Origin of the sequence: Micromonospora sp. DT81.3, assembly GCF_049847225.1 — a bacterium.
GTDB lineage: Bacteria > Actinomycetota > Actinomycetes > Actinomycetales > Microbacteriaceae > Microbacterium.
In genome coordinates this window covers 23,689-41,104 of the sequence record NZ_JBNCNY010000014.1, presented here as the reverse complement: position 1 = coordinate 41,104, position 17,416 = coordinate 23,689, and the positions used below count along the sequence as shown (strand labels likewise).

The window sequence follows — 17,416 nt, the reverse complement described above, 5'->3', positions numbered from 1 at the left end:
GCGCCCGCCCTCATCGGGGTGTCGTCAGGCCACGTCGAAGTGGGCGACCGTCGTCTCGCGGTCGACCAGGAAGCGGTCATCCTCGGAATAGAAGACGGCCGCCTCGATGTCGTCCCCGGCGAATGCGCGGATGTCGTCTCGGTTTCGCCAGAACGAGATCGTCCGCACTTCGCACCGACCGTCCGGCAGGTCACGGAATACGGTGAAGGCTCCGAGGTTGCCCGGCGTCGTCCGGTAGGCCGACAGCCCCGTCTGCTCGATGTAGTCGGCGTAGGCGTCGCGGTCGGACGGCCTGATCCAGCCGGTCCACATGCGCATCACGGTGGCGGCGGGCGGGGTTTCGGTCATGGTCATCCTCGGATCGGTGGCGGTCAGGAATTCGGCGACTCCATCGATAGCACGCCGGTCCGACAAGCGTCCAGGCCATCGAGCGAGGACCGCGATGCGTCCTTGCGCATCGCGGCGAGCAGCGACGCGGATGCCACGGCCAAGAGGACCGCGAGCATCGGCAGGACAGCACCGGGCGGAGCGAGGGCCGCTAGCCCCGCGAAGAGGAGAGTGCCGGCGAGCAGCCCGACGTCGTAGGCCAGGTTCCAGGCGGCGCTCACCGCCCCGACGAGGGCCGCCGGGAGGATCGCGGTCATTGCGTGCAGGGTCGAATTCTGCAGGATGCCGAAACCGAGGCCGATGCCGATCGCACCCGCCGCGGGCGCGAGCCAGCCGTTGCCGGCGCAGAGCGCGACACCCGCTGCCGACACGACGAGCCCCGGCGCGATCAGCCGATGGGGGCCGATCCGATCGCCGAGGATCCCCGAGGGCAGCCGCGCGATCGTCGCCGAGACGGACGCGGCGAGCAGCAGCGCGCCGGCCAGCGCCGGATCGGTGCGGGCGACCGCGACGGGCGCGTAGGCGATCAGGGCTCCGCTCGCGGCGGCGCCGAGCGCGAGGGCCGCGGCCTGTCGGGACGCACCGCGATGCACCAGCACCGCGCGGAGTCCTCGCCGTGGCGCCGGAGGCAGGCCGTCGGACGGCAGCAGGAGGGCGAACGGGATACCGCATGCCGCGGCGCCGGCGGCGACGAGCAGCCCGGTCGCCCACCCCGCCTGAGCGGTCAGCAGCACACCGAGGGGCAGCGCCGCGATCGCGGGAATGCCGGCCACGACGCCGTACCAGCCGATGGTGCCGCCGCGGCGGCGCCGGTCCGCCCCGTTCGCCACGACCGCGGCCGCCGCGACCGCGACGAGCGCGAAGCCGAGCCCGCGCAGCACGCTGCAGAGCGCCCACATCGCCGGCGCGCCGATCGCCGTCAGCAGGGCCGTCGGAAGGGCCATCGCGAGGAGCCCGAAGACGACGGCCCGCCGTGCGCCGAGGCGATCGAGCACCGCCGCCGCGCCCAGTTCGCCGGCCACCACGCCGGCCAGGAAGGACGCCGACGTCATCGCTGCGACCGAGAAGGATGCCCCGTCCGCCTGGGCCTGGGCCGGCAGCACCGAGAGAGGGAGGAAGAACGCCGTGAGTGCGGCGAGCGAGATCGGGAACGCCGGCCAGAGACGAGCCCGGCGGCGGATGTCAGGCATGGTGCACCACCGCAAAGGCGAGCTGCGCCGCCTCGTCGTCGGCCAGCATCCGGTCGCAGACCAGCTCGAGCGGACCAGGCAGCTCACCGAAGAGCCGGGTGCCGCCGCCGAGCAGCACCGGCACCAGATGCAGGAGGATCCGGTTGACGAGCCCGGCGGCGAGGAACTGCCTCGCCACATCCGGCGATCCCATGATCACCACATCCCGGCCACCGGCGGCGTTTCGGGCAAGCGCAAGCGCCTCGGCGGGTCCGCCGGTCACGAAGGTGAACGTCGTGCCGTTCCTGCGGAGCGGCTCGCGCTCGGTGTGGGTGAGGACGAAGACCGGGGCTGCGAAGACGTCGTGCTCGCCCCAGGGCTCTTCGCCGGAGCGGAATGTGCTTCGGCCGATGACGAGCGCACCCGCGGCGCGGAATTCCGCCATGTTCTCGTCCTCGAAGTCGAGGGCGTGGTTCGCCTCGAAGTCGAAGAGCCAGCGATGCAGCCGCGAGAGGTCGCCTCCGGGTCCGGTGGCGAAGCCGTCGACGGAGACGGAGCAGGTGAGGGTGACGGTGGTCATGGGTCGATCCCTTCGTGTCGTGGCTTCAGGCTAGGCAGCGAGCGGTCCAGTGCTATGGTCCGGTTCCATGGCAATGAAGTGGACCACTTCGGATCTGGTGCTGGCGCTGCAATGGGCGGGGCACCCCCGCGATCGAGGCCGGCGGCTGCAGCAGGGGCTGCGCGATGCGGTGCGCACCGGCCGCCTCGGGGCGGGGGAGGTCCTCCCCGGCAGCCGCGACCTGGCGGGCGCGCTCGGCGTGGCACGCGGCACGGTCGTCGAGGCGTACGAGCAGCTGGTCGCCGAGGGGTACCTGGAGGCGAGGACCGGTTCCGGCACCGTCGTCGGCGCCCGCGCCGACAGACACCCCATGGCCCAGGCCCCGGCGCGGCCGGTCGGTCGGGCGCACGCGATCGACCTGCGCCCCGGCATCCCGGACCTCGGGCTCTTCCCCGCCGACGACTGGGCGTGGGCTCTGGGCCGTGCGGCGCGCGGCATCGGCCGCACCGACCTGGGCTACGGGAACGACCTCGGCAACCCGTTCGCGCGCGAAGAGGTCGCGGCGGCGCTCCGCAGGACCCGCGCCGCCGAGACGACGCCGGCCGAGGTGGTGCTGGGATCGGGATTCGCGCAGTGCGTGTCGCTCGCCCTCGGCGCGGTGGCGGCCCACGGAGCCCGCACGCTCGCGGTCGAGGATCCGGGCGATCGGTCGGTGGACGAGATCGCCCGATCCTTCGGCCTGCGCGTCGTCGGGATCCCCGTCGACGAGGAGGGAATGAATGTCGACGCGCTCGTCACCACGGGTGCGGACGCCGCGATCGTGACGCCGGCGCATCAGGCACCGACCGGCGCAGTCCTCTCCGCCAGGCGCCGCACCGCGCTGGTCGCGTGGGCGGACCGGACCGGCGGGTGGGTGATCGAAGACGACTACGACTCAGAGTTCCGGTACGACCGACAGCCGGTCGGCGCCTTGCAGGGGATCGCTCCCGATCGCATCCTCCTGATCGGATCCGTCAGCAAGACGCATGCGCCGGCCGTCCGTCTCGGATGGGTGGCCGTGCCCCGGGCGCTGCTGGCCGCCGTCACCGCCGGCAAGGAGGCCGCGGATCGGGGGTCATCCGCCCTCGACCAGTACGCCTTCGGGCTGCTGCTGGAGAGCGGCCGGCACGACCGCCACGTGCGAGCAATGCGGGCGGTCTACAAGCGCCGCCGCGCGGCGCTCGTCTCCGCCTTGACGCAGCACGCGCCCGGCTTGCGGCTCACGGGTCTGGCCGCCGGGTTCCATGGGGTGCTGCACCTCCCGGTCGGCGTCGACGAAGAGGACATCATCGGGTGGGCGGCGGAGCGATCGGTCTCGGTCCGGGGACTGCGCGGCTTCTCGATCGATCCTCCACAACAGCCGGCGCTGGTGATCGGCTTCGGAAACGCGGACGAGGAGCGGATCGCCGCCGGGGTGCGGGTTGTCGGCGACATCACCCGGTGAAACACGGCCCGCGGCGCCTATCACGTTCACCCGTCGCCCGTCCAGGCCCCCCGTCCTGCAGGCGCCATCCTGGCCACGCACACGGACCCGCGCCTAGCGTGGAGACATCCCGGGCAATTCTCACGACAAGGAGCTCCGCACATGAACAAGCGATCGATCGGCGAGATCGAAGTGGGCGAGATCGGACTCGGCGGGATGCCGATGTCGATCGAGGGGCGGCCTGATGAGGACCGCTCCGTGGCGACCATCCACGCCGCGCTCGATGCGGGCGTGACCCTCATCGACACGGCCGACGCGTATCACCTCCACGCCGACGACGTCGGGCACAACGAGACGCTCATCGCCCGAGCGCTGAAGAGCTACGGGGGAGACACGTCCGACGTGCTGGTGGCCACCAAGGGCGGGCACCTGCGCCCCGGCGACGGCAGCTGGACCCTCAACGGCGATCCCGCGTACCTCAAGCGGGCCGCGAAGGCGTCGGCCCAGCGACTCGGCGTGGAGGCGATCGACCTCTACCAGTTCCACCGCCCCGACCCGAACGGGGACTACGCCGAATCCGTCGGGGCGATCCGCGACCTGCTCGATGAGGGCGTGATCCGGATGGCGGGGATCTCCAACGCGAACGTCGAGCAGATCCGGCTCGCGCAGGACGTGCTCGGGGGTCGGCTCGTGTCGGTGCAGAACCAGTTCTCGCCCGCGTTCCGCAGCAGCCTCGTCGAGCTCGAGCTCTGTGCGGAGCTCGGAATCGCGTTCCTGCCCTGGAGCCCGCTGGGCGGCATCTCCCGTGCCCGCAACCTGGCAGGCAAGGGCGCCGCGTTCGAGCGGATCGCCGCCGACCTCGGTGTGAGCCCGCAGCAGGTGTGCCTGGCGTGGGAGCTGGCGCTCGCCCCCGTCGTCATCCCGATCCCCGGCGCATCCCGCCCCGAGAGCATCCAAGACTCCGTGCGGGCGTCCGAGCTCACGCTCACCGACGAGCAGATCGCCCAGCTCACCGACGACCAGAACGAGGAGGCCGCCGCATGAGCGACTCTCGGAACGCGGTGACCTATCGCCGGCTCGGCAGCAGCGGCGCGGTCGTGTGCGCGCACGCGCTCGGCACGATGACCTTCGGTGCCGAAGCGGACGAGGCGACATCGCACGCGCTCATCAACGCCTACGTCGAAGGCGGCGGCAACTTCCTCGACACCGCGGATGTCTACAGCGCGGGCGTCAGCGAGGAGATCATCGGACGGTGGATGTCGGCGCATCCGGCGCAGGCGAGCCAGATCGTGCTCGCCACGAAGGCTCGCTTCCCGATGGGGCAGGGGCCCAACGACCTCGGCACATCGCGGAGGCACCTTCGAGTGGCTCTGGACGCGTCGCTGCAGCGGCTCGGCGTGGAGCACATCGACCTCTACCAGCTGCACGCGTGGGACGCGCTGACTCCGCTGGATGAGACCCTTCGCTTTCTCGACGACGCCATCACGGCGGGCAAGATCGGCTATTACGGGTTCTCGAACTTCACCGGCTGGCAGGTGACGAAGGCGGCGATGCTCGCCGAGGCGCACGAGTGGGCCCGGCCCGTCACGCTGCAGCCGCAGTACAGTCTGCTGGTGCGGGGGATCGAGCACGAGATCGTGCCCGCGGCCCTGGATGCGGGGCTGGGGCTTCTGCCGTGGTCGCCCCTGGGCGGCGGCTGGCTGAGCGGCAAGTACCGCCGCGACGAACCGCCGACCGGCAGCACCCGGCTCGGCGAGAACCCCGAGCGGGGCATGGAGGCATGGGCCGCCCGCAACGAGAACGAGCGCACGTGGCGGATCATCGACGCCGTCACGGAGATCGCTGAGGCTCACGGGGTGTCGGCTTCGCAGGTGTCGCTCGCCTGGCTCGGTGCTCAGCCGGCGGTCACCTCGGTCATCCTCGGCGCGCGCTCGCTCGAGCAGCTACGCGACAACATGGGCGCGCTCACGCTGCAGCTGGATGCCGCGGAGCTCGATCGGCTCTCCGAGGTCAGCGCTCCGCCGGCCGAGGACTACCCGTACGGAGCGCCCGGCATCGCGCAGCGGCACCGCAAGATCGAGGGCGGGCGCTAGCCGCGCGACGCGAGAAGGGCAGGCCGCGAGGCGACCTGCCCTCTGCCTGCGCGGCTACTCGTAGCGCAGCGACTCCACCGGATCCGCACGAGCCGCGCGGAGGGCGGGGAGCGTTCCGGCGAGGAACGCGATGACCATGATCACCACGATGACGCCGACGATCGACAGCGGGTCGAACGCGATCAGGTTGAGGCCCGGAAGGTCCGAGAGCAGGGTGTCGGACAGCGAGGCGCTGATCGCCGTGCCCGCGGCGATCGCGACGACGGCGCCGATGGCGCTGCCGAGGAAGCCGATGAACGCCGCCTCGAGGCTGAAGAGGCTGAACACCCGTCCGCTGCCCATGCCCATGGCCTTCATCAGCCCGATCTCGCGGGTGCGCTCCTGCACCGACATCAGCAGGGTGTTGACGATGCCGAAGCTCGCCGCCAGCAGGGCGATGACCGCAAAGGCGTTGAGCACGAGCACGATGCCGTCGATCACTGTCTTGAACGCGCCGAGCTGGTCGGCGACAGTGCTCCCCGTGTAGCCGGCATCCGCCAGTCGGTCCTTCAGCGCCGCGATCTCCGCGTCGGTGGCCTGGGGGTCGAAGAAGACGCTCGCCTGGGCGTAGCGCTGCACCTCATCGGCGGGCACGCCGGTGTTCTGCAGCGTGAAGAGCTCATCGGTCAGCGCGTCGTTCGGCACGATGCTGGCGCCGGTCGGAGATGCGAGCCCCTCCTCGGCCACCCCGACGATGGTCGCCTCGACGGTGTGCTGCGTGCGCGTCGCGTCGGTGAGCACGATCGACAGCGTCTGGCCGACCGCCGCGACGCTCTCGTCGAACCCCAGGGGTTCGACGTACGACACCGGCACGACGACCTCGAAGCCGTCGGCGTCGTCGTCGGGGGTCGCGCCGGCTTCGAGCTGGATAATCTGCCCGGCCACGAGAGCGCCGACGTTCGTGACGTACTTCGTGCCGTCGCCGACCTGGATGTAGTCGGTCGAGATCGACTTGGACGCCTGCACGTCGAGCACGCCGTCGATCGCGGCAAGGGTGTCGAGGTCGGCCGGTGTGAGGGCCACGACCGTCGATCCAGGGGGGCCGGCCTGGGCGCTGGCCACGGCATCCGGGTTGTATTCGACAGGACCGTCGGCGGCCACTCCCGTCGCGAACTCAGCGGTCTTCGTGACCGTCAGGACGTCGGATGCCCCGACCGAGGTCACGGTGTCGTCGATGTAGGCGTTGATGCCCGTGCCGAGACCGTTGGTGAGGGTCAGGGTGAATGCGCCGACGAAGATCGCGAGGATCGTCAGGATCGTTCGCGTCTTGGATCGGAAGGTGTTCGAGATCGCGGACGCGATGAGATCGAGCGTTTTCATGCTGCCACCGCCGAGTCCTCGACGAGCACGCCGTCGCGGATCACGAGGCGCCGATCGCACCGGGCGGCGAGGTCCTCGTCGTGCGTGACGACGATGAGCGTGATGCCGTTCTCGCGGTTGAGGCCGAACAGGATGTCCTCGACGACGCCGCCGGTGGCCGAGTCGAGGTTGCCCGTCGGCTCGTCGGCGAAGATGATGCGCGGGTTGTTCACGAGGGCCCGGGCGATGACCGTCCGCTGCTTCTGGCCACCCGAGAGGTTGACGGCCTTGCTCTTGCCCTTGTCGCTCATCTCGAGCTGTTCGAGGGCGGCGACACCCCGGCGCTTGCGCTCGCCGCGGCCGATGCCGGCGATCTTCAGCGGCAGGATGACGTTCTCGAGCACCGACGAGTTGGCGGTCAGGAAGAACTGCTGGAAAACGAAGCCGAAGGTCTTGTTGCGGGTGCGGTTGAGGCGACGACCGCGCAGCTCACGCGTGTCGACGCCCTCGAGCGCGACGGTGCCGGAGGTCGGCGCGTCCAGCAGCGCGAGCACGTGCATGAGCGTGGACTTGCCGGATCCGCTCTTGCCGATGATGGCGATGCTCTCGCCTTCGTGGATGTCGAAGCTCACCCCCTTGAGGGCGTCGAAGCGGTTCTGGCCCCGGCCGTAGGACTTGTGCACGTCCTTGACCGAGATGAGAGGGGGGTTCATGGATGCTCCTGGTTCATGGTCGACTGTTCCTCCAGCCTCGCGTTCCGAGCCTCGGCGCGCGTCAGCCCGCGGCAGACACCTCGCGTACTGCGCATGCGGTACGGCGCATGCCGCGTGGGGTGGATGCCGCGTCGGGCCCGCACCGTCACACTGGGTGGATGACGACCGCCGAGGACCGGGTGCGCAATCCCGCGCCGCCTCGACCGTGGTTCCCGGGGTGGGTCGGCGACGTCATCGCCGGGCTCTTCATCGTCGCCGCCGCCTTCGTGCCCTACACCGGCGAGGAGTTCCGCCCCGCCAGCCCCCTGACCCTTGCAATCGCACTGGCCCCGGTGCTCGTGATTCCGGTGCGCCGCCGGCTGCCGATCCCGGCCCTGGCCGTCTGTGTGCTGCTGTACGGCATCGCCGCGTTCACAGGCACGCTCGCACCCGGCATCGTTCTCGCGACCGCCATCACGATGTTCGGTGTCGCCAACCGGACGAACCGGCGGACGACCATCCTCGTGGCGGTGGTCGCCATCGTGGTGATCCTGCCGCTCAGCCGATTGGCGACCATCAGCGACGTGCTCGACCCGCGAGCCTTCCAGTTCGCCGTCACCGTGGCCTTCGCCGCCGCGGCGGGTGACGCGACCCGTTCGCGACGGGAGTACGTGCGGGCCGTGACCGAGCGGGCCGAGCGGGCCGAGCAGACCCGCGATTCGGAGGCCCGGCGTCGCGTCACCGAGGAGCGCCTGCGCATCGCGCGCGACCTGCACGACGCCGTGGCCCATCAGATCTCGGTGATCAGCCTCAACGCGGGGGTCGCGTCATCCGCGCTCGAATCCCGGCCTGAGAAGGCCCGCGAGGCGCTGAGCACGATCCGCGTCGCGTCGCGCGCGGTGCTGGCCGAGATCGGCGATCTGCTCGCGATGCTGCGCGCGGAGGACGACGGGTCCAGTGGAATCGGAGCGGCGCCCCAGCCGGGGCTCGCCCGGCTGGACGAGCTGGTCGGCCGGTTCGGCGAGAGCGGTCTGCGCGTCACCGTGCGGGTCGATGGTGACATCTCGCGGCTTCCCGGAGCTGTCGATCTGGTGGCGTACCGGGTCATCCAGGAGGGCCTGACCAACGCGCACAAGCACGGAGCCGAGCATCGCGCGCACGTGCTCGTCGCTGTCGGCGACCGGCAGGTGGACGTCGCGGTGAGCAACCCCGTTCCGTCGGCGGCGGCCGACCCGGTCGACCTCGACGCCGGCACCGGCGGCCGGGGACTGCTCGGCCTTCGGGAGCGCGTGGCGTCGGTGCGCGGATCGGTCGAGACCGGTCCGACGCCCGGCGGTTACCGCATCGCGGCGACGCTGCCTCTTCCCGAGGAGAGCTCGACGTGATCACCGTGCTCGTCGTGGACGACCAGGCTCTGATCCGGCAGGCGGTCGCCGACATCCTCGGCGGCGAGCCGGGGATCGCCGTCGTGGGGCAGGCCGTCAACGGCCGGGAGGCCGTGGCCGCGGCATCCGCTCTTCTTCCCGACATCGTTCTGATGGACATCCGGATGCCGGAGCTCGACGGCATCGCGGCGACGGCCGCGATCTGCGCCGATCCGGCGCTGGCATCGAGCCGGGTGCTCATCCTGACGACGTTCGAGGAGGACGAGTACCTCGTCGACGCGCTGCGCGCCGGTGCGAGCGGCTTCATCGGCAAGGGCTCCGAGCCGGACGAGATCGTGCGGGCCGTTCGGGCCGTGCATGCCGGCGACGCGCTTCTCTCGCCCACCGCGACGAGGGGCCTCATCACCCGGTATGTGCTGCCGCGGGCACCGGCGCCCGTCGCCGTGCCTGTGGAGCTCGAGCAGCTCACCGAGCGCGAGCGGGAAGTGCTGCTGCTCGTGGCCCGTGGACGCTCGAACCAGGAGATCGCGGACGAGCTGTTCATCTCGCCCCACACCGCGAAGACGCACGTCAATCGCATCATGACGAAGGTGTACGCCCACGACCGTGCGCAGCTCGTGATCCTCGCGTACGAGAGCGGTCTGCTCGCGCCGGGAACGGGCTGAGCCCCTTGAGCTAGGCCGGTTTCGCCGCGACGCGGGCGGAGCGCGGCGGGCGCGGCCTCATGTGGCGCGCGACGAGGTCGAGGAGCCGGGTGAGCTGGTCCCGGTCGGCGGCGCCCAGCGCATCCACGAAGACCTGCTGAACCATCGCCACATGCCCGGGGAGCACGCGGGCGAGAAGGGCGGCGCCGTCGGCCGTGAGGGTGGCGTTCACGCCGCGGTCATCATCGGGGGAAGGGGTGCGGCTCACGAGTCCCGCCTGCTCGAGCCGGCCCACCTGGTAGGTCAGGCCGCTCTTGCTGTGGACGAGCCGGTCGGCGAGGTAGGTCATGCTGCGGGGCGTCGTGGGGTCCTCGCCCAGCGTGGCGAGGATCTGGAACTGCACGAAGCTCAGCCCGCCCTCTTCTCGGAGCTGTCGTTCGCTCCCCTGCCGGAGGAGCCCGCTCACCTCGAGGAGCGCGAAGTACACCCCGAACTCCGGGGGAAGGGTCGGCGGAATCACGCGACGGGGCATGTCGAAATCCTACGGCGAACTTTTGGTGCGAATTGGAAATACATCACCGCAAGTCGGCGTTCTCACTCACCAAGGTGGTTCGAATTTGAAGGAATGCCACCGGCGATCCGCGACTCGCGGCCCGAACCCAGACGAAAGGAATCACGATCATGCGCGCCATCCAATTCACCCAGTACGGCGAACCCTCCGTCCTCGAGGCGGTGGAGTTTCCCCTCCCCGCACCCGGGGCCGGCGAAGTCCTCGTCCGTGTCGCCGGCACCACGTTCAACCAGGTCGACGCCACGATCCGCGCCGGTTACCTGGCGAGCGTCTTCCCCATGGAGCTTCCTCACGTCCCGGGCATCGACGTCAGCGGCACCGTGGTCGCCGTCGGCGAGGGGGTGGCGCCCGACCTCGTCGGCGGGAATGTCGTCGCCTTCCTCCCTCCGACCTCATCCGGAGCATCCGCGGAGTATGCGATCGTGAGCGCCGAACTGCTCGCGGCGGCTCCGGCATCCATCCCCCTCGCCGACGCGGCGACGCTGGCATCGAGCGGCCTCACTGCCTGGCAGGCGGTCATCGAGCAGGCGGACGTCCGCGCCGGTCAGCGCGTGCTCGTCAACGGCGCCGGTGGCGGCGTCGGCGGATTCGCCGTGCAGCTCGCCGCCCGCGCCGGCGCGACGGTGATCGCCACGGCGAGCCCCCGCAGCCGCGACGCGGTCGTCTCCGACGGCGCCTCGCAGGTCATCGACTACACGTCCACGCCGGTGGTCGAGGCCCTGACGGAACCGGTCGATGCGGTGCTCAACTTCGTGCGCACGACGCCCGCCGAGACGGCGGCCCTCGTCGCGCTCGTCGCACCAGGGGGTGTCTTCGTCTCCACCACCACACCGGGCGAGCCCGCCGGGGGAGTGCGCACCGTGGCGGTGTTCGCGCGCAGCGACGCGACTCAGTTGACTCGACTGGCGGAGCTGGTGGACGCAGGGGAGCTGCGAGTCGATGTCAGTGAGCGCCACTCTCTCGACGACCTCGCCGCGGTGCACACCATGGCCGAGGCGGGGAAGCTCCGCGGCAAAGTGGTGCTCACGCCGACGTCGCGGTCGTAGACCGCGCGAGCAGTGTCGTCCGCCCACGGGAGCCGCGTGAGCTATCGGTGGCCTCTCGCGTCGCAGGGCCTAACCCTCGCCCGGGGCGAACTCGCTCACGATGAACCGAGCGCCCTGGGGGTCCACGACGACCGCGTCCTTCGACCACTCCGTGTCGGCCTGGGACTCGATCGTCGCTCCCTGCTCCTTGGCGACGGCGACGCTTGCGTCGCGGTCTGCGACGGCGAACCGGATCTGCCATGACGATTTCGGAGCACCCGGGGTGAGGCCGGCGATAACGTCGGCGAAGCCCTCGGGCAGGGACTCCTGGCGTGTGTGGATGTCCGGGTCGCTCGTCGCGGCCAGGTGGTTCCCGTATCCGGGGAGGCGGATCATGCCGGCTCCGAGACGGGGGTCCACCGTCCAGCCGAACAACTCGCCGTAGAAGGCGAGCGCGGCCTCCGGATCGGGAGTGTGCAGGTCGCTGAAGTTCCATGCACCGGGAGTGTTCACGATCTGCGACCCGTGGTGCGTACCGGGCTGCCACAGGCGGAAGAGCGCCGCCTGTGGGTCCCGGCAGGTCGCGGTGCGTCCGTACTCGCCGCCTTCCGACGGCGGGACGAGGACCTCGCCGCCCTGTCTTTCGACACGGGCGCAGGTCTTCTCCACGTCGTCGCAGGAGATGTAGCTCACCCACCCGGCGTCCGAGTCGCCCGCCTGGATGGCGCCGACATCGCGTCCGTCGAGCCGGGCGAACAGGTACGGGTCGCCGGCGCCGGGCTCGCCGGCCTCGGCGTAGCTCCAGCCGAACAGTGCGGCATAGAAGTCGGCGGCCGCCCGCACATCCCGTGCCTCGACGTCGACCCAGCACGGCACGCCCGCCGGGTAGGTGCGCGGTGGATGCGGTGTGTGGTCCATGAGTGCTCCTTCACCGGTTTCCCGATCACCGTACTCGGCCCCGCCGACACGTCGCCGTGCCGAGGTTCAGCCGGGTACCACCGCGTCGCCGACGGCGATGACCGCGGGCGTCGGCGACGCCGTCAGCTGGGGGACGAGCCACACGCCGAACCAGGTCTTCCCGTCCCAGCTGCGGTGCTTCGCGAGCGTGCGGATGGGCTCCTTGCCGCGTGCCAGCGACCCGGGATCGATCGTCGTCATCACGCACCGGTCGCACACGCCGCTCACCCGGAAGCGCACGTCGCCGAGCTGCACGAACGGCCACGCATCCTCGGCGAAAGGCGCATCCGGGTCGCCATCGACGACCACGTTGGGGCGGAAGCGGAGCATGTCCATCGGCGGTGTGCCCTCGTCGGTCCACCGGTCGAGCTGCGCCAGCGAGGACTCGCTGGCCAGCAGCAAGGGGGCCACGTCGGCGAGAGACACTCGATCACCCGGATGCCCGCCGAGGGACGGATTCACCGGTCGAACCAGCGGATCGGGCTGCCAGACCAGTCGCACCGGGCGCCCGAGCCGGGCACTCAGCCAGGCCGCGGAGCCCGAATCGGCCGGCAGCGCCGAGCCCTGTCGAGATTGCCCGACCGCGACCGGCCCCGCGCCCCGTGGTACGGGAACGCGCAACGACTCCGCGTCTCGGTCGCTCAGCAGCAGGGCGCCGTCATCGAGCACCACGGCACCGAGCGAGAGAAGCGCGTTCGCCTCTCGCGCGGTGACGGGTTCGCCGTGCGGATCGACCACCGCCCAACGGCGGTCGTCCGCGAGCCCCCACGGCAGGACCCTTGCCGACCCGACCTCCAGACCCGCCAACGACTTGACGGGGTAGACGCGGAGCCTGGTCACCTGCACGCTCAAACGCTACCGCGAAGGCGTCCGGGGAGCGGCCCCGGTCGCCCCCGGTCGGCCGACTTGCTGCGGGCACTTCCGTGGGCACCTGTGCCCCGTGGATGGCGCTGGTAGCGTGAGCTGGCGGCATCATGACTGACGACAAGAGCCTGGGACTCACCCTCAGCGGCGGCGGGGCGTACGGCGCCGCGCACGTGGGAGTGCTCCAGGAGCTCCGCGACCGCGGCATCCATCCCGGCATCGTCGCGGGCACGAGTTCGGGGGCGCTGGTGGCGGCCGCTTATGCGGCCCGGGTCCCCCAGGAGGCGATCGAACGAGCGGCATCGGCCTTCCGCTGGAGTTCGATCGCCCGCATGTCGCTCACCCCACGACTCGGCTTGCTCGACTCCGGCGCGTTGACGGACGCCATCCATCGCACTTTCGGCGATGATCCGCTCATCGAGGAGCTGCCACGACGCTTCGCGGCCGTGGCGACGGATCTTCGAACCCGTCAGGCGGTCGTTCTGGACAGGGGCCCGCTGAACGTCGCGCTGCGGGCCACGATCGCCGTTCCCGGCCTTCTGCCGCCTGTTCGCCGCGGCCGTCAGGTGCTCATGGACGGAGGAATGGTCGACAACGTGCCCGTCGCCGCGACACGGGGCTTGGGCGCGAAGACCGTCATCGTGGTGCGCCTGCACGCGAAGTGGGAGAACGTGAGGATGATGCGCGTCGCCTCCACCGCCGCAGAGCTCCAGGAAGACCCATCGGTCATCCTCATCCAACCCGAGATGGAAGGGCTGGCGCAGTGGTCGATGGGCGACGTGCCGCACCTCATCGAGGAAGGACGGCGCGCGGCGCGCCGCGCCCTGGACGCGGTGCACGCGCTCCCGCGCAGCTGACGGAGCCGTGCGCCGCCCCGCTGGTCAGGACTGGATCGCCTCGATGATCTTCTCGTCGCCCTCGTTGACGGCTTTCGCGACGGCGTCGTAGTCGCCCTTGTCGATCGCCTTGTCGACCTTCTTGGTGGCGCGCTCGATCGCTGCGTCGACGCGGTCGAGGTAGAGATCATCCACCAGTGCGACGATCGCGGAAGAGCCGGCGGGCAGCCACTCCTCAGCATCCACCCCGATCTTCTTCTCTTCGTGATGCCGTGCGATCGCTGCGACGCCGGCGCCGATGCCCGCCCCGACGAGTCCGGAAAGCAGCAGAGGCGGCGCGAACAGACCCACCACGAGCCCGCCGACGGCCCCGATGCCTGTCCCGTTGCGGATGAGTCCGCCGCCGTGCTCTTTCACCTCCACCTTCCCCTCGGAGTCGCGCGAGAGGACGACGGCGGCGGTGACGGCGGTGTCCTCCAGCGCGTTGATCCTCGTGAAGTCCTCCCGCGCGGAGGCGTCGTCGTCATAGGCGACGACGAGCAGGATGTAGTTACGGTCGGCCATGAGAATTCCTTTCACTCACGGCCATCCTGGCGGTCGCGTCCTCGGAGAGGAAGGGCGGTCTCAGATGACGGGCAGCGGAACGCCGGAGCCCCACGCGATGATGACCGCCGCAACCAGCCATCCGGTCCACGCCAGCAGGATGTCGAACATCCGGTTGCCGTTGATCTCCTCATCGCCGAAACCAGGAACGCTCGTCTCCACGACCTCCCAGAGGACGGTCAGGATGGCGACGACGAGGAACGGGATGAGCCAGAGCCCGAGCACGACTCCGGTCGAGGTGTGGATGGTCGACCACCACGGATCCATCAGTTTCCGGTCCCCGGCGGGAACCTCCCCGGGCCGGGGTTTCGACACTGTCGCCTCCATCAGCAGGCGCACGGCGACCATGAGTACGAGCACCCCGCCGCCGATGAGGCGCACCGTGTGAACCCACGACGGCAGCTCGTTTGCCGGGGGCGCGAGCAGATAGCACGTGAAGACGGCCGCCGCGATGAAGATCCCGGCCAGTGTCCAGCTGAGCCAGGTGCGGGTCGGCCACTCCCGCCATCGAAGCTTCGTGACCCCGCGGAGCCCGCTCCCGACCTGTAGTTCCACAAAAGGCTGCATCGTCGCCCCGATCGTCTGCGGCGCCTGGTTGGCGCGTGTGAACAGAAGAGCGCGGCAGTCGACGCTCTGATACAGCCGCGGTCGCTATCGGGTGCGCCCGATCACGGCCTCGGGGCTGAGATCGAGTCGGCGCAGGAGCTGCGCGTTGAGCGCGACCACGATGGTGGACAGTGACATCAGGATCGCGCCGACGGACATCGGCAGCACGAAGCCGATCGGGGCGAGGATGCCGGCAGCGAGGGGGACCGAGATCAGGTTGTAGCCGGCGGCCCACCACAGGTTCTGCTTCATCTTTCGGTAGCTTGCCCGCGAGAGTTCGATCACCGACAGCACCGAGCGGGGGTCATCGCTGGCGAGGATGACGCCCGCCGAGGCGATGGCCACGTCGGTGCCGGCGCCGATAGCGATGCCGACGTCGGCCTGTGCGAGCGCGGGGGCGTCGTTGACGCCGTCGCCGACCATCGCGACCTTGCGACCCTCGGCCTGCAGTCCCTTCATGGTGGCTGCCTTGTCCTCCGGGCGGACGCCGGCGAAGAACCGGTGGATGCCGAGCTCGGCCGCCACCGCGCCCGCCACCGCCTCCGCGTCACCGGTGATCATCACGACCTCCACGCCTCGCTCGTGCAGAGCGGCGACGGCTTCCCGCGACTCGGTGCGGATCTCGTCCGCAAGGCGCAGCGCGCCGGCGACCTTTCCGTCGACGAGAACGTGGAGGATGATCGCGCCCTCGTTCTGCCATTCGCTCGTGATGGGCAGTTCGGCCGCGTTCTCCTGCCGCAGCATGTTCGGACCGCCGACCCGGACTGTTCGCCGGCCGACGCGGGCGCGCACCCCCGCAGCGGGCGAGGACTCGAAGTCGATGGAGCCGGGAATGGTGAGGCCCTTGTGCCGCGCCGCGTTCACGATCGCCCGAGCCAGGGGGTGCTCGGAATCCGCCTCGGCGGCGGCGGCAAGCGCGAGCAGGTCATCCGCGGAGGTCGAAGGCTCGGCTGTCTCGATGCCCGTCACCGCGGGGGTTCCCTTGGTCAGCGTGCCGGTCTTGTCGAAGAGAACCGTGTCGACCGTGCGCATGCTCTCCAGCGCCAGCCGATCCTTCACCAGCACTCCTGCGCGGGCGGCGCGCTCGGTGGCGATGGACACGACCAGCGGGATCGCCAGTCCGAGCGCGTGCGGGCAGGCGATGACGAGGACGGTGATCGTGCGGATCACCGCGTCATCCGGCTGACCGAGGGCGGTCCACACCAGGGCGGTGACCGCCGCTGCGACGAGTGCGAACCAGAACAGCCACCCCGCCGCGCGGTCGGCGAGCCGCTGCGCGCGAGACGAGGAGTTCTGCGCCTCCGCCACGAGTCGCCGGATGCCGGCGAGGGCGGTGTCCTCGCCGACCGCAGTGATCCGGATGCGCACGCCCGAGTCGGTGGCGACGGTGCCGGCGACGACCGCGTCGCCATCGGCGCGGCGCACGGCCCGGGATTCGCCGGTGATCATCGACTCGTCCATCGACGCCGACCCCTGCACGATCCGTCCGTCCGCGGGCACGCGGCCGCCTGGACGGACCACCACGATGTCGCCGACCACGAGTGCCGATGGGGCCACCGAAAGGATGGCGTCGCCCTGCACCTTCTCCGCCTCATCCGGCAGGAGCGCGGCGAGCGAGTCCAGCGCGGAAGTGGTCTGCGCCAGGGAGCGCATCTCTATCCAGTGACCGAGGAGCATGATCACGATCAGCAGCGCGAGCTCCCACCAGAAGTCCAGCTGGTGGGAGAGGACTCCGAGGCTCGCGCCCCAGGAGGCGAGGAACGCGACGGTGATCGCGAGCCCGATCAGCAGCATCATCCCCGGTTTGCGCGCGCGCAGCTCCCCGACCGCCCCGGTGAGGAACGGTGCGCCGCCCCACACGTACATGACGGTGCCCACGACCGGTGAGACCCAGCCCACCCATCCCGCATCGGGAAGCGAGTAGCCGATGATCATCGCGAACATCGACGAGAAGGCGATCACCGGCACGGCGAGCACGAGCATGATCCAGAACAGCCGGCGGAACCGGCCGACATGGCCACCGTGCCCGGCGTGGCCACCGTGACGCCCGTGACCGCCGTGACCGGCGACACCGTGCGCAGAGGGCGCCGGGGTGCCGTGCTCGTGCTGCTCGTGCTGCTCGTGCTGCTCGTGCTGCTCGTGCTGCTCGTGCTGCTCGAGCATCTCGCGGTCGGTGATCGCCGTGTGCTGATGATTGTGCTGGCTCATGATGGGGTCCTTCACTG

General features: G+C 70.6%; 18 protein-coding genes. 7 read left to right on the top strand and 11 right to left on the bottom strand.

Annotated elements, in window-relative coordinates; translation table 11 throughout:
- Positions 1 to 24: 24 nt before the first annotated feature.
- From ACPW96_RS20960 to ACPW96_RS20950, 3 genes are read right to left on the bottom strand one after another with little or no spacing between them, the layout of a single operon-like run.
- Entirely contained in the window at positions 25 to 348 is a 324-nt protein-coding gene (locus ACPW96_RS20960) for a hypothetical protein (protein WP_425885480.1), read from the bottom strand.
- 23 nt (positions 349 to 371) lie between these two features.
- Positions 372 to 1,577 carry an MFS transporter gene (locus ACPW96_RS20955; protein ID WP_425885479.1) on the bottom strand — a complete coding sequence of 402 codons (1,206 nt, stop codon included), beginning with the start codon at positions 1,575 to 1,577 and terminating at the stop codon, positions 372 to 374.
- Positions 1,570 to 2,136: a dihydrofolate reductase family protein gene (locus ACPW96_RS20950; RefSeq protein ID WP_425885477.1), complete on the bottom strand. Its 567-nt coding sequence runs from the start codon at positions 2,134 to 2,136 to the stop codon at positions 1,570 to 1,572. Before ACPW96_RS20950 ends, ACPW96_RS20955 begins: the two co-directional genes overlap by 8 nt.
- 67 nt (positions 2,137 to 2,203) lie before the next feature.
- On the opposite strand from ACPW96_RS20950, the gene ACPW96_RS20945 reads away from it, so the two are divergent.
- The 3 genes from ACPW96_RS20945 (at position 2,204) to ACPW96_RS20935 (ending at position 5,670) form a co-directional block, all read left to right on the top strand.
- Positions 2,204 to 3,598, top strand: a complete 1,395-nt coding sequence (locus tag ACPW96_RS20945) for a PLP-dependent aminotransferase family protein (protein ID WP_425885476.1) — start codon at positions 2,204 to 2,206, stop codon at positions 3,596 to 3,598.
- Between the two features lie 141 nt (positions 3,599 to 3,739).
- Complete coding sequence (locus tag ACPW96_RS20940) at positions 3,740 to 4,621, top strand: aldo/keto reductase (protein ID WP_425885474.1); 882 nt, start codon at positions 3,740 to 3,742, stop codon at positions 4,619 to 4,621.
- A complete protein-coding gene (locus tag ACPW96_RS20935) occupies positions 4,618 to 5,670 on the top strand; it encodes an aldo/keto reductase (protein ID WP_425885472.1) in 1,053 nt (350 codons plus the stop codon). The genes ACPW96_RS20940 and ACPW96_RS20935 overlap by 4 nt, the downstream gene beginning before the upstream one ends.
- Before the next feature lie 54 nt (positions 5,671 to 5,724).
- Here ACPW96_RS20935 and ACPW96_RS20930 read toward each other — a convergent pair whose 3' ends face one another.
- Positions 5,725 to 7,029, bottom strand: coding sequence for an ABC transporter permease (locus ACPW96_RS20930; RefSeq protein ID WP_425885470.1), 1,305 nt, complete (start codon positions 7,027 to 7,029; stop codon positions 5,725 to 5,727).
- Entirely contained in the window at positions 7,026 to 7,721 is a 696-nt protein-coding gene (locus ACPW96_RS20925) for an ABC transporter ATP-binding protein (protein ID WP_425816661.1), read from the bottom strand. The genes ACPW96_RS20930 and ACPW96_RS20925 overlap by 4 nt, the downstream gene beginning before the upstream one ends.
- A 158-nt stretch (positions 7,722 to 7,879) precedes the next feature.
- Between ACPW96_RS20925 and ACPW96_RS20920 the strand changes: the two genes are divergently transcribed.
- Both ACPW96_RS20920 and ACPW96_RS20915 read left to right on the top strand, forming a co-directional pair.
- Positions 7,880 to 9,085 carry a sensor histidine kinase gene (locus ACPW96_RS20920; RefSeq protein ID WP_425885468.1) on the top strand — a complete coding sequence of 402 codons (1,206 nt, stop codon included), beginning with the start codon at positions 7,880 to 7,882 and terminating at the stop codon, positions 9,083 to 9,085.
- On the top strand, positions 9,082 to 9,750 hold the full coding sequence (locus tag ACPW96_RS20915; RefSeq protein ID WP_425885466.1) for a response regulator transcription factor: 669 nt from the start codon (positions 9,082 to 9,084) through the stop codon (positions 9,748 to 9,750). The genes ACPW96_RS20920 and ACPW96_RS20915 overlap by 4 nt, the downstream gene beginning before the upstream one ends.
- A 10-nt stretch (positions 9,751 to 9,760) precedes the next feature.
- On the opposite strand, the gene ACPW96_RS20910 is transcribed toward ACPW96_RS20915, so the two are convergent.
- The gene (locus tag ACPW96_RS20910; RefSeq protein WP_425885464.1) at positions 9,761 to 10,261 is read right to left on the bottom strand and encodes a MarR family winged helix-turn-helix transcriptional regulator; all 501 of its coding nucleotides are present in this window, start codon (positions 10,259 to 10,261) and stop codon (positions 9,761 to 9,763) included.
- Between the two features lie 149 nt (positions 10,262 to 10,410).
- On the opposite strand from ACPW96_RS20910, the gene ACPW96_RS20905 reads away from it, so the two are divergent.
- A complete protein-coding gene (locus tag ACPW96_RS20905; protein WP_425885462.1) occupies positions 10,411 to 11,346 on the top strand; it encodes an NADP-dependent oxidoreductase in 936 nt (311 codons plus the stop codon).
- 69 nt (positions 11,347 to 11,415) lie between these two features.
- Here ACPW96_RS20905 and ACPW96_RS20900 read toward each other — a convergent pair whose 3' ends face one another.
- Positions 11,416 to 12,243, bottom strand: a complete 828-nt coding sequence (locus tag ACPW96_RS20900) for a VOC family protein (protein WP_425885461.1) — start codon at positions 12,241 to 12,243, stop codon at positions 11,416 to 11,418.
- Positions 12,244 to 12,309: 66 nt separating this feature from the next.
- A complete protein-coding gene (locus tag ACPW96_RS20895; protein ID WP_425885459.1) occupies positions 12,310 to 13,128 on the bottom strand; it encodes an MOSC domain-containing protein in 819 nt (272 codons plus the stop codon).
- A gap of 128 nt (positions 13,129 to 13,256) precedes the next feature.
- On the opposite strand from ACPW96_RS20895, the gene ACPW96_RS20890 reads away from it, so the two are divergent.
- Positions 13,257 to 14,003 (top strand): patatin-like phospholipase family protein, encoded by a 747-nt coding sequence (locus ACPW96_RS20890; protein ID WP_425885457.1) that lies wholly within the window; start codon positions 13,257 to 13,259, stop codon positions 14,001 to 14,003.
- Between the two features lie 24 nt (positions 14,004 to 14,027).
- Here ACPW96_RS20890 and ACPW96_RS20885 read toward each other — a convergent pair whose 3' ends face one another.
- From ACPW96_RS20885 to ACPW96_RS20875, 3 genes are all read right to left on the bottom strand, one after another.
- Positions 14,028 to 14,546, bottom strand: a complete 519-nt coding sequence (locus ACPW96_RS20885; RefSeq protein ID WP_425885455.1) for a DUF1269 domain-containing protein — start codon at positions 14,544 to 14,546, stop codon at positions 14,028 to 14,030.
- 60 nt (positions 14,547 to 14,606) lie between these two features.
- The gene (locus ACPW96_RS20880) at positions 14,607 to 15,152 is read right to left on the bottom strand and encodes a hypothetical protein (RefSeq protein WP_425816679.1); all 546 of its coding nucleotides are present in this window, start codon (positions 15,150 to 15,152) and stop codon (positions 14,607 to 14,609) included.
- A gap of 84 nt (positions 15,153 to 15,236) precedes the next feature.
- Positions 15,237 to 17,399 carry a heavy metal translocating P-type ATPase gene (locus ACPW96_RS20875; RefSeq protein ID WP_425885453.1) on the bottom strand — a complete coding sequence of 721 codons (2,163 nt, stop codon included), beginning with the start codon at positions 17,397 to 17,399 and terminating at the stop codon, positions 15,237 to 15,239.
- Positions 17,400 to 17,416 lie beyond the last annotated feature (17 nt).

Coding starts and splice junctions, on each gene's coding strand:
- ACPW96_RS20910 (WP_425885464.1), bottom strand. CDS start 10,261: ATGCCCCGTCGCGTGATTCCGCCGACCCTTCCCCCGGAGTTCGGGGTG.
- ACPW96_RS20940 (WP_425885474.1), top strand. CDS start 3,740: ATGAACAAGCGATCGATCGGCGAGATCGAAGTGGGCGAGATCGGACTC.
- ACPW96_RS20930 (WP_425885470.1), bottom strand. CDS start 7,029: ATGAAAACGCTCGATCTCATCGCGTCCGCGATCTCGAACACCTTCCGA.
- ACPW96_RS20905 (WP_425885462.1), top strand. CDS start 10,411: ATGCGCGCCATCCAATTCACCCAGTACGGCGAACCCTCCGTCCTCGAG.
- ACPW96_RS20875 (WP_425885453.1), bottom strand. CDS start 17,399: ATGAGCCAGCACAATCATCAGCACACGGCGATCACCGACCGCGAGATG.
- ACPW96_RS20920 (WP_425885468.1), top strand. CDS start 7,880: ATGACGACCGCCGAGGACCGGGTGCGCAATCCCGCGCCGCCTCGACCG.
- ACPW96_RS20955 (WP_425885479.1), bottom strand. CDS start 1,577: ATGCCTGACATCCGCCGCCGGGCTCGTCTCTGGCCGGCGTTCCCGATC.
- ACPW96_RS20885 (WP_425885455.1), bottom strand. CDS start 14,546: ATGGCCGACCGTAACTACATCCTGCTCGTCGTCGCCTATGACGACGAC.
- ACPW96_RS20960 (WP_425885480.1), bottom strand. CDS start 348: ATGACCGAAACCCCGCCCGCCGCCACCGTGATGCGCATGTGGACCGGC.
- ACPW96_RS20925 (WP_425816661.1), bottom strand. CDS start 7,721: ATGAACCCCCCTCTCATCTCGGTCAAGGACGTGCACAAGTCCTACGGC.
- ACPW96_RS20900 (WP_425885461.1), bottom strand. CDS start 12,243: ATGGACCACACACCGCATCCACCGCGCACCTACCCGGCGGGCGTGCCG.
- ACPW96_RS20945 (WP_425885476.1), top strand. CDS start 2,204: ATGGCAATGAAGTGGACCACTTCGGATCTGGTGCTGGCGCTGCAATGG.
- ACPW96_RS20935 (WP_425885472.1), top strand. CDS start 4,618: ATGAGCGACTCTCGGAACGCGGTGACCTATCGCCGGCTCGGCAGCAGC.
- ACPW96_RS20880 (WP_425816679.1), bottom strand. CDS start 15,152: ATGCAGCCTTTTGTGGAACTACAGGTCGGGAGCGGGCTCCGCGGGGTC.
- ACPW96_RS20890 (WP_425885457.1), top strand. CDS start 13,257: ATGACTGACGACAAGAGCCTGGGACTCACCCTCAGCGGCGGCGGGGCG.
- ACPW96_RS20950 (WP_425885477.1), bottom strand. CDS start 2,136: ATGACCACCGTCACCCTCACCTGCTCCGTCTCCGTCGACGGCTTCGCC.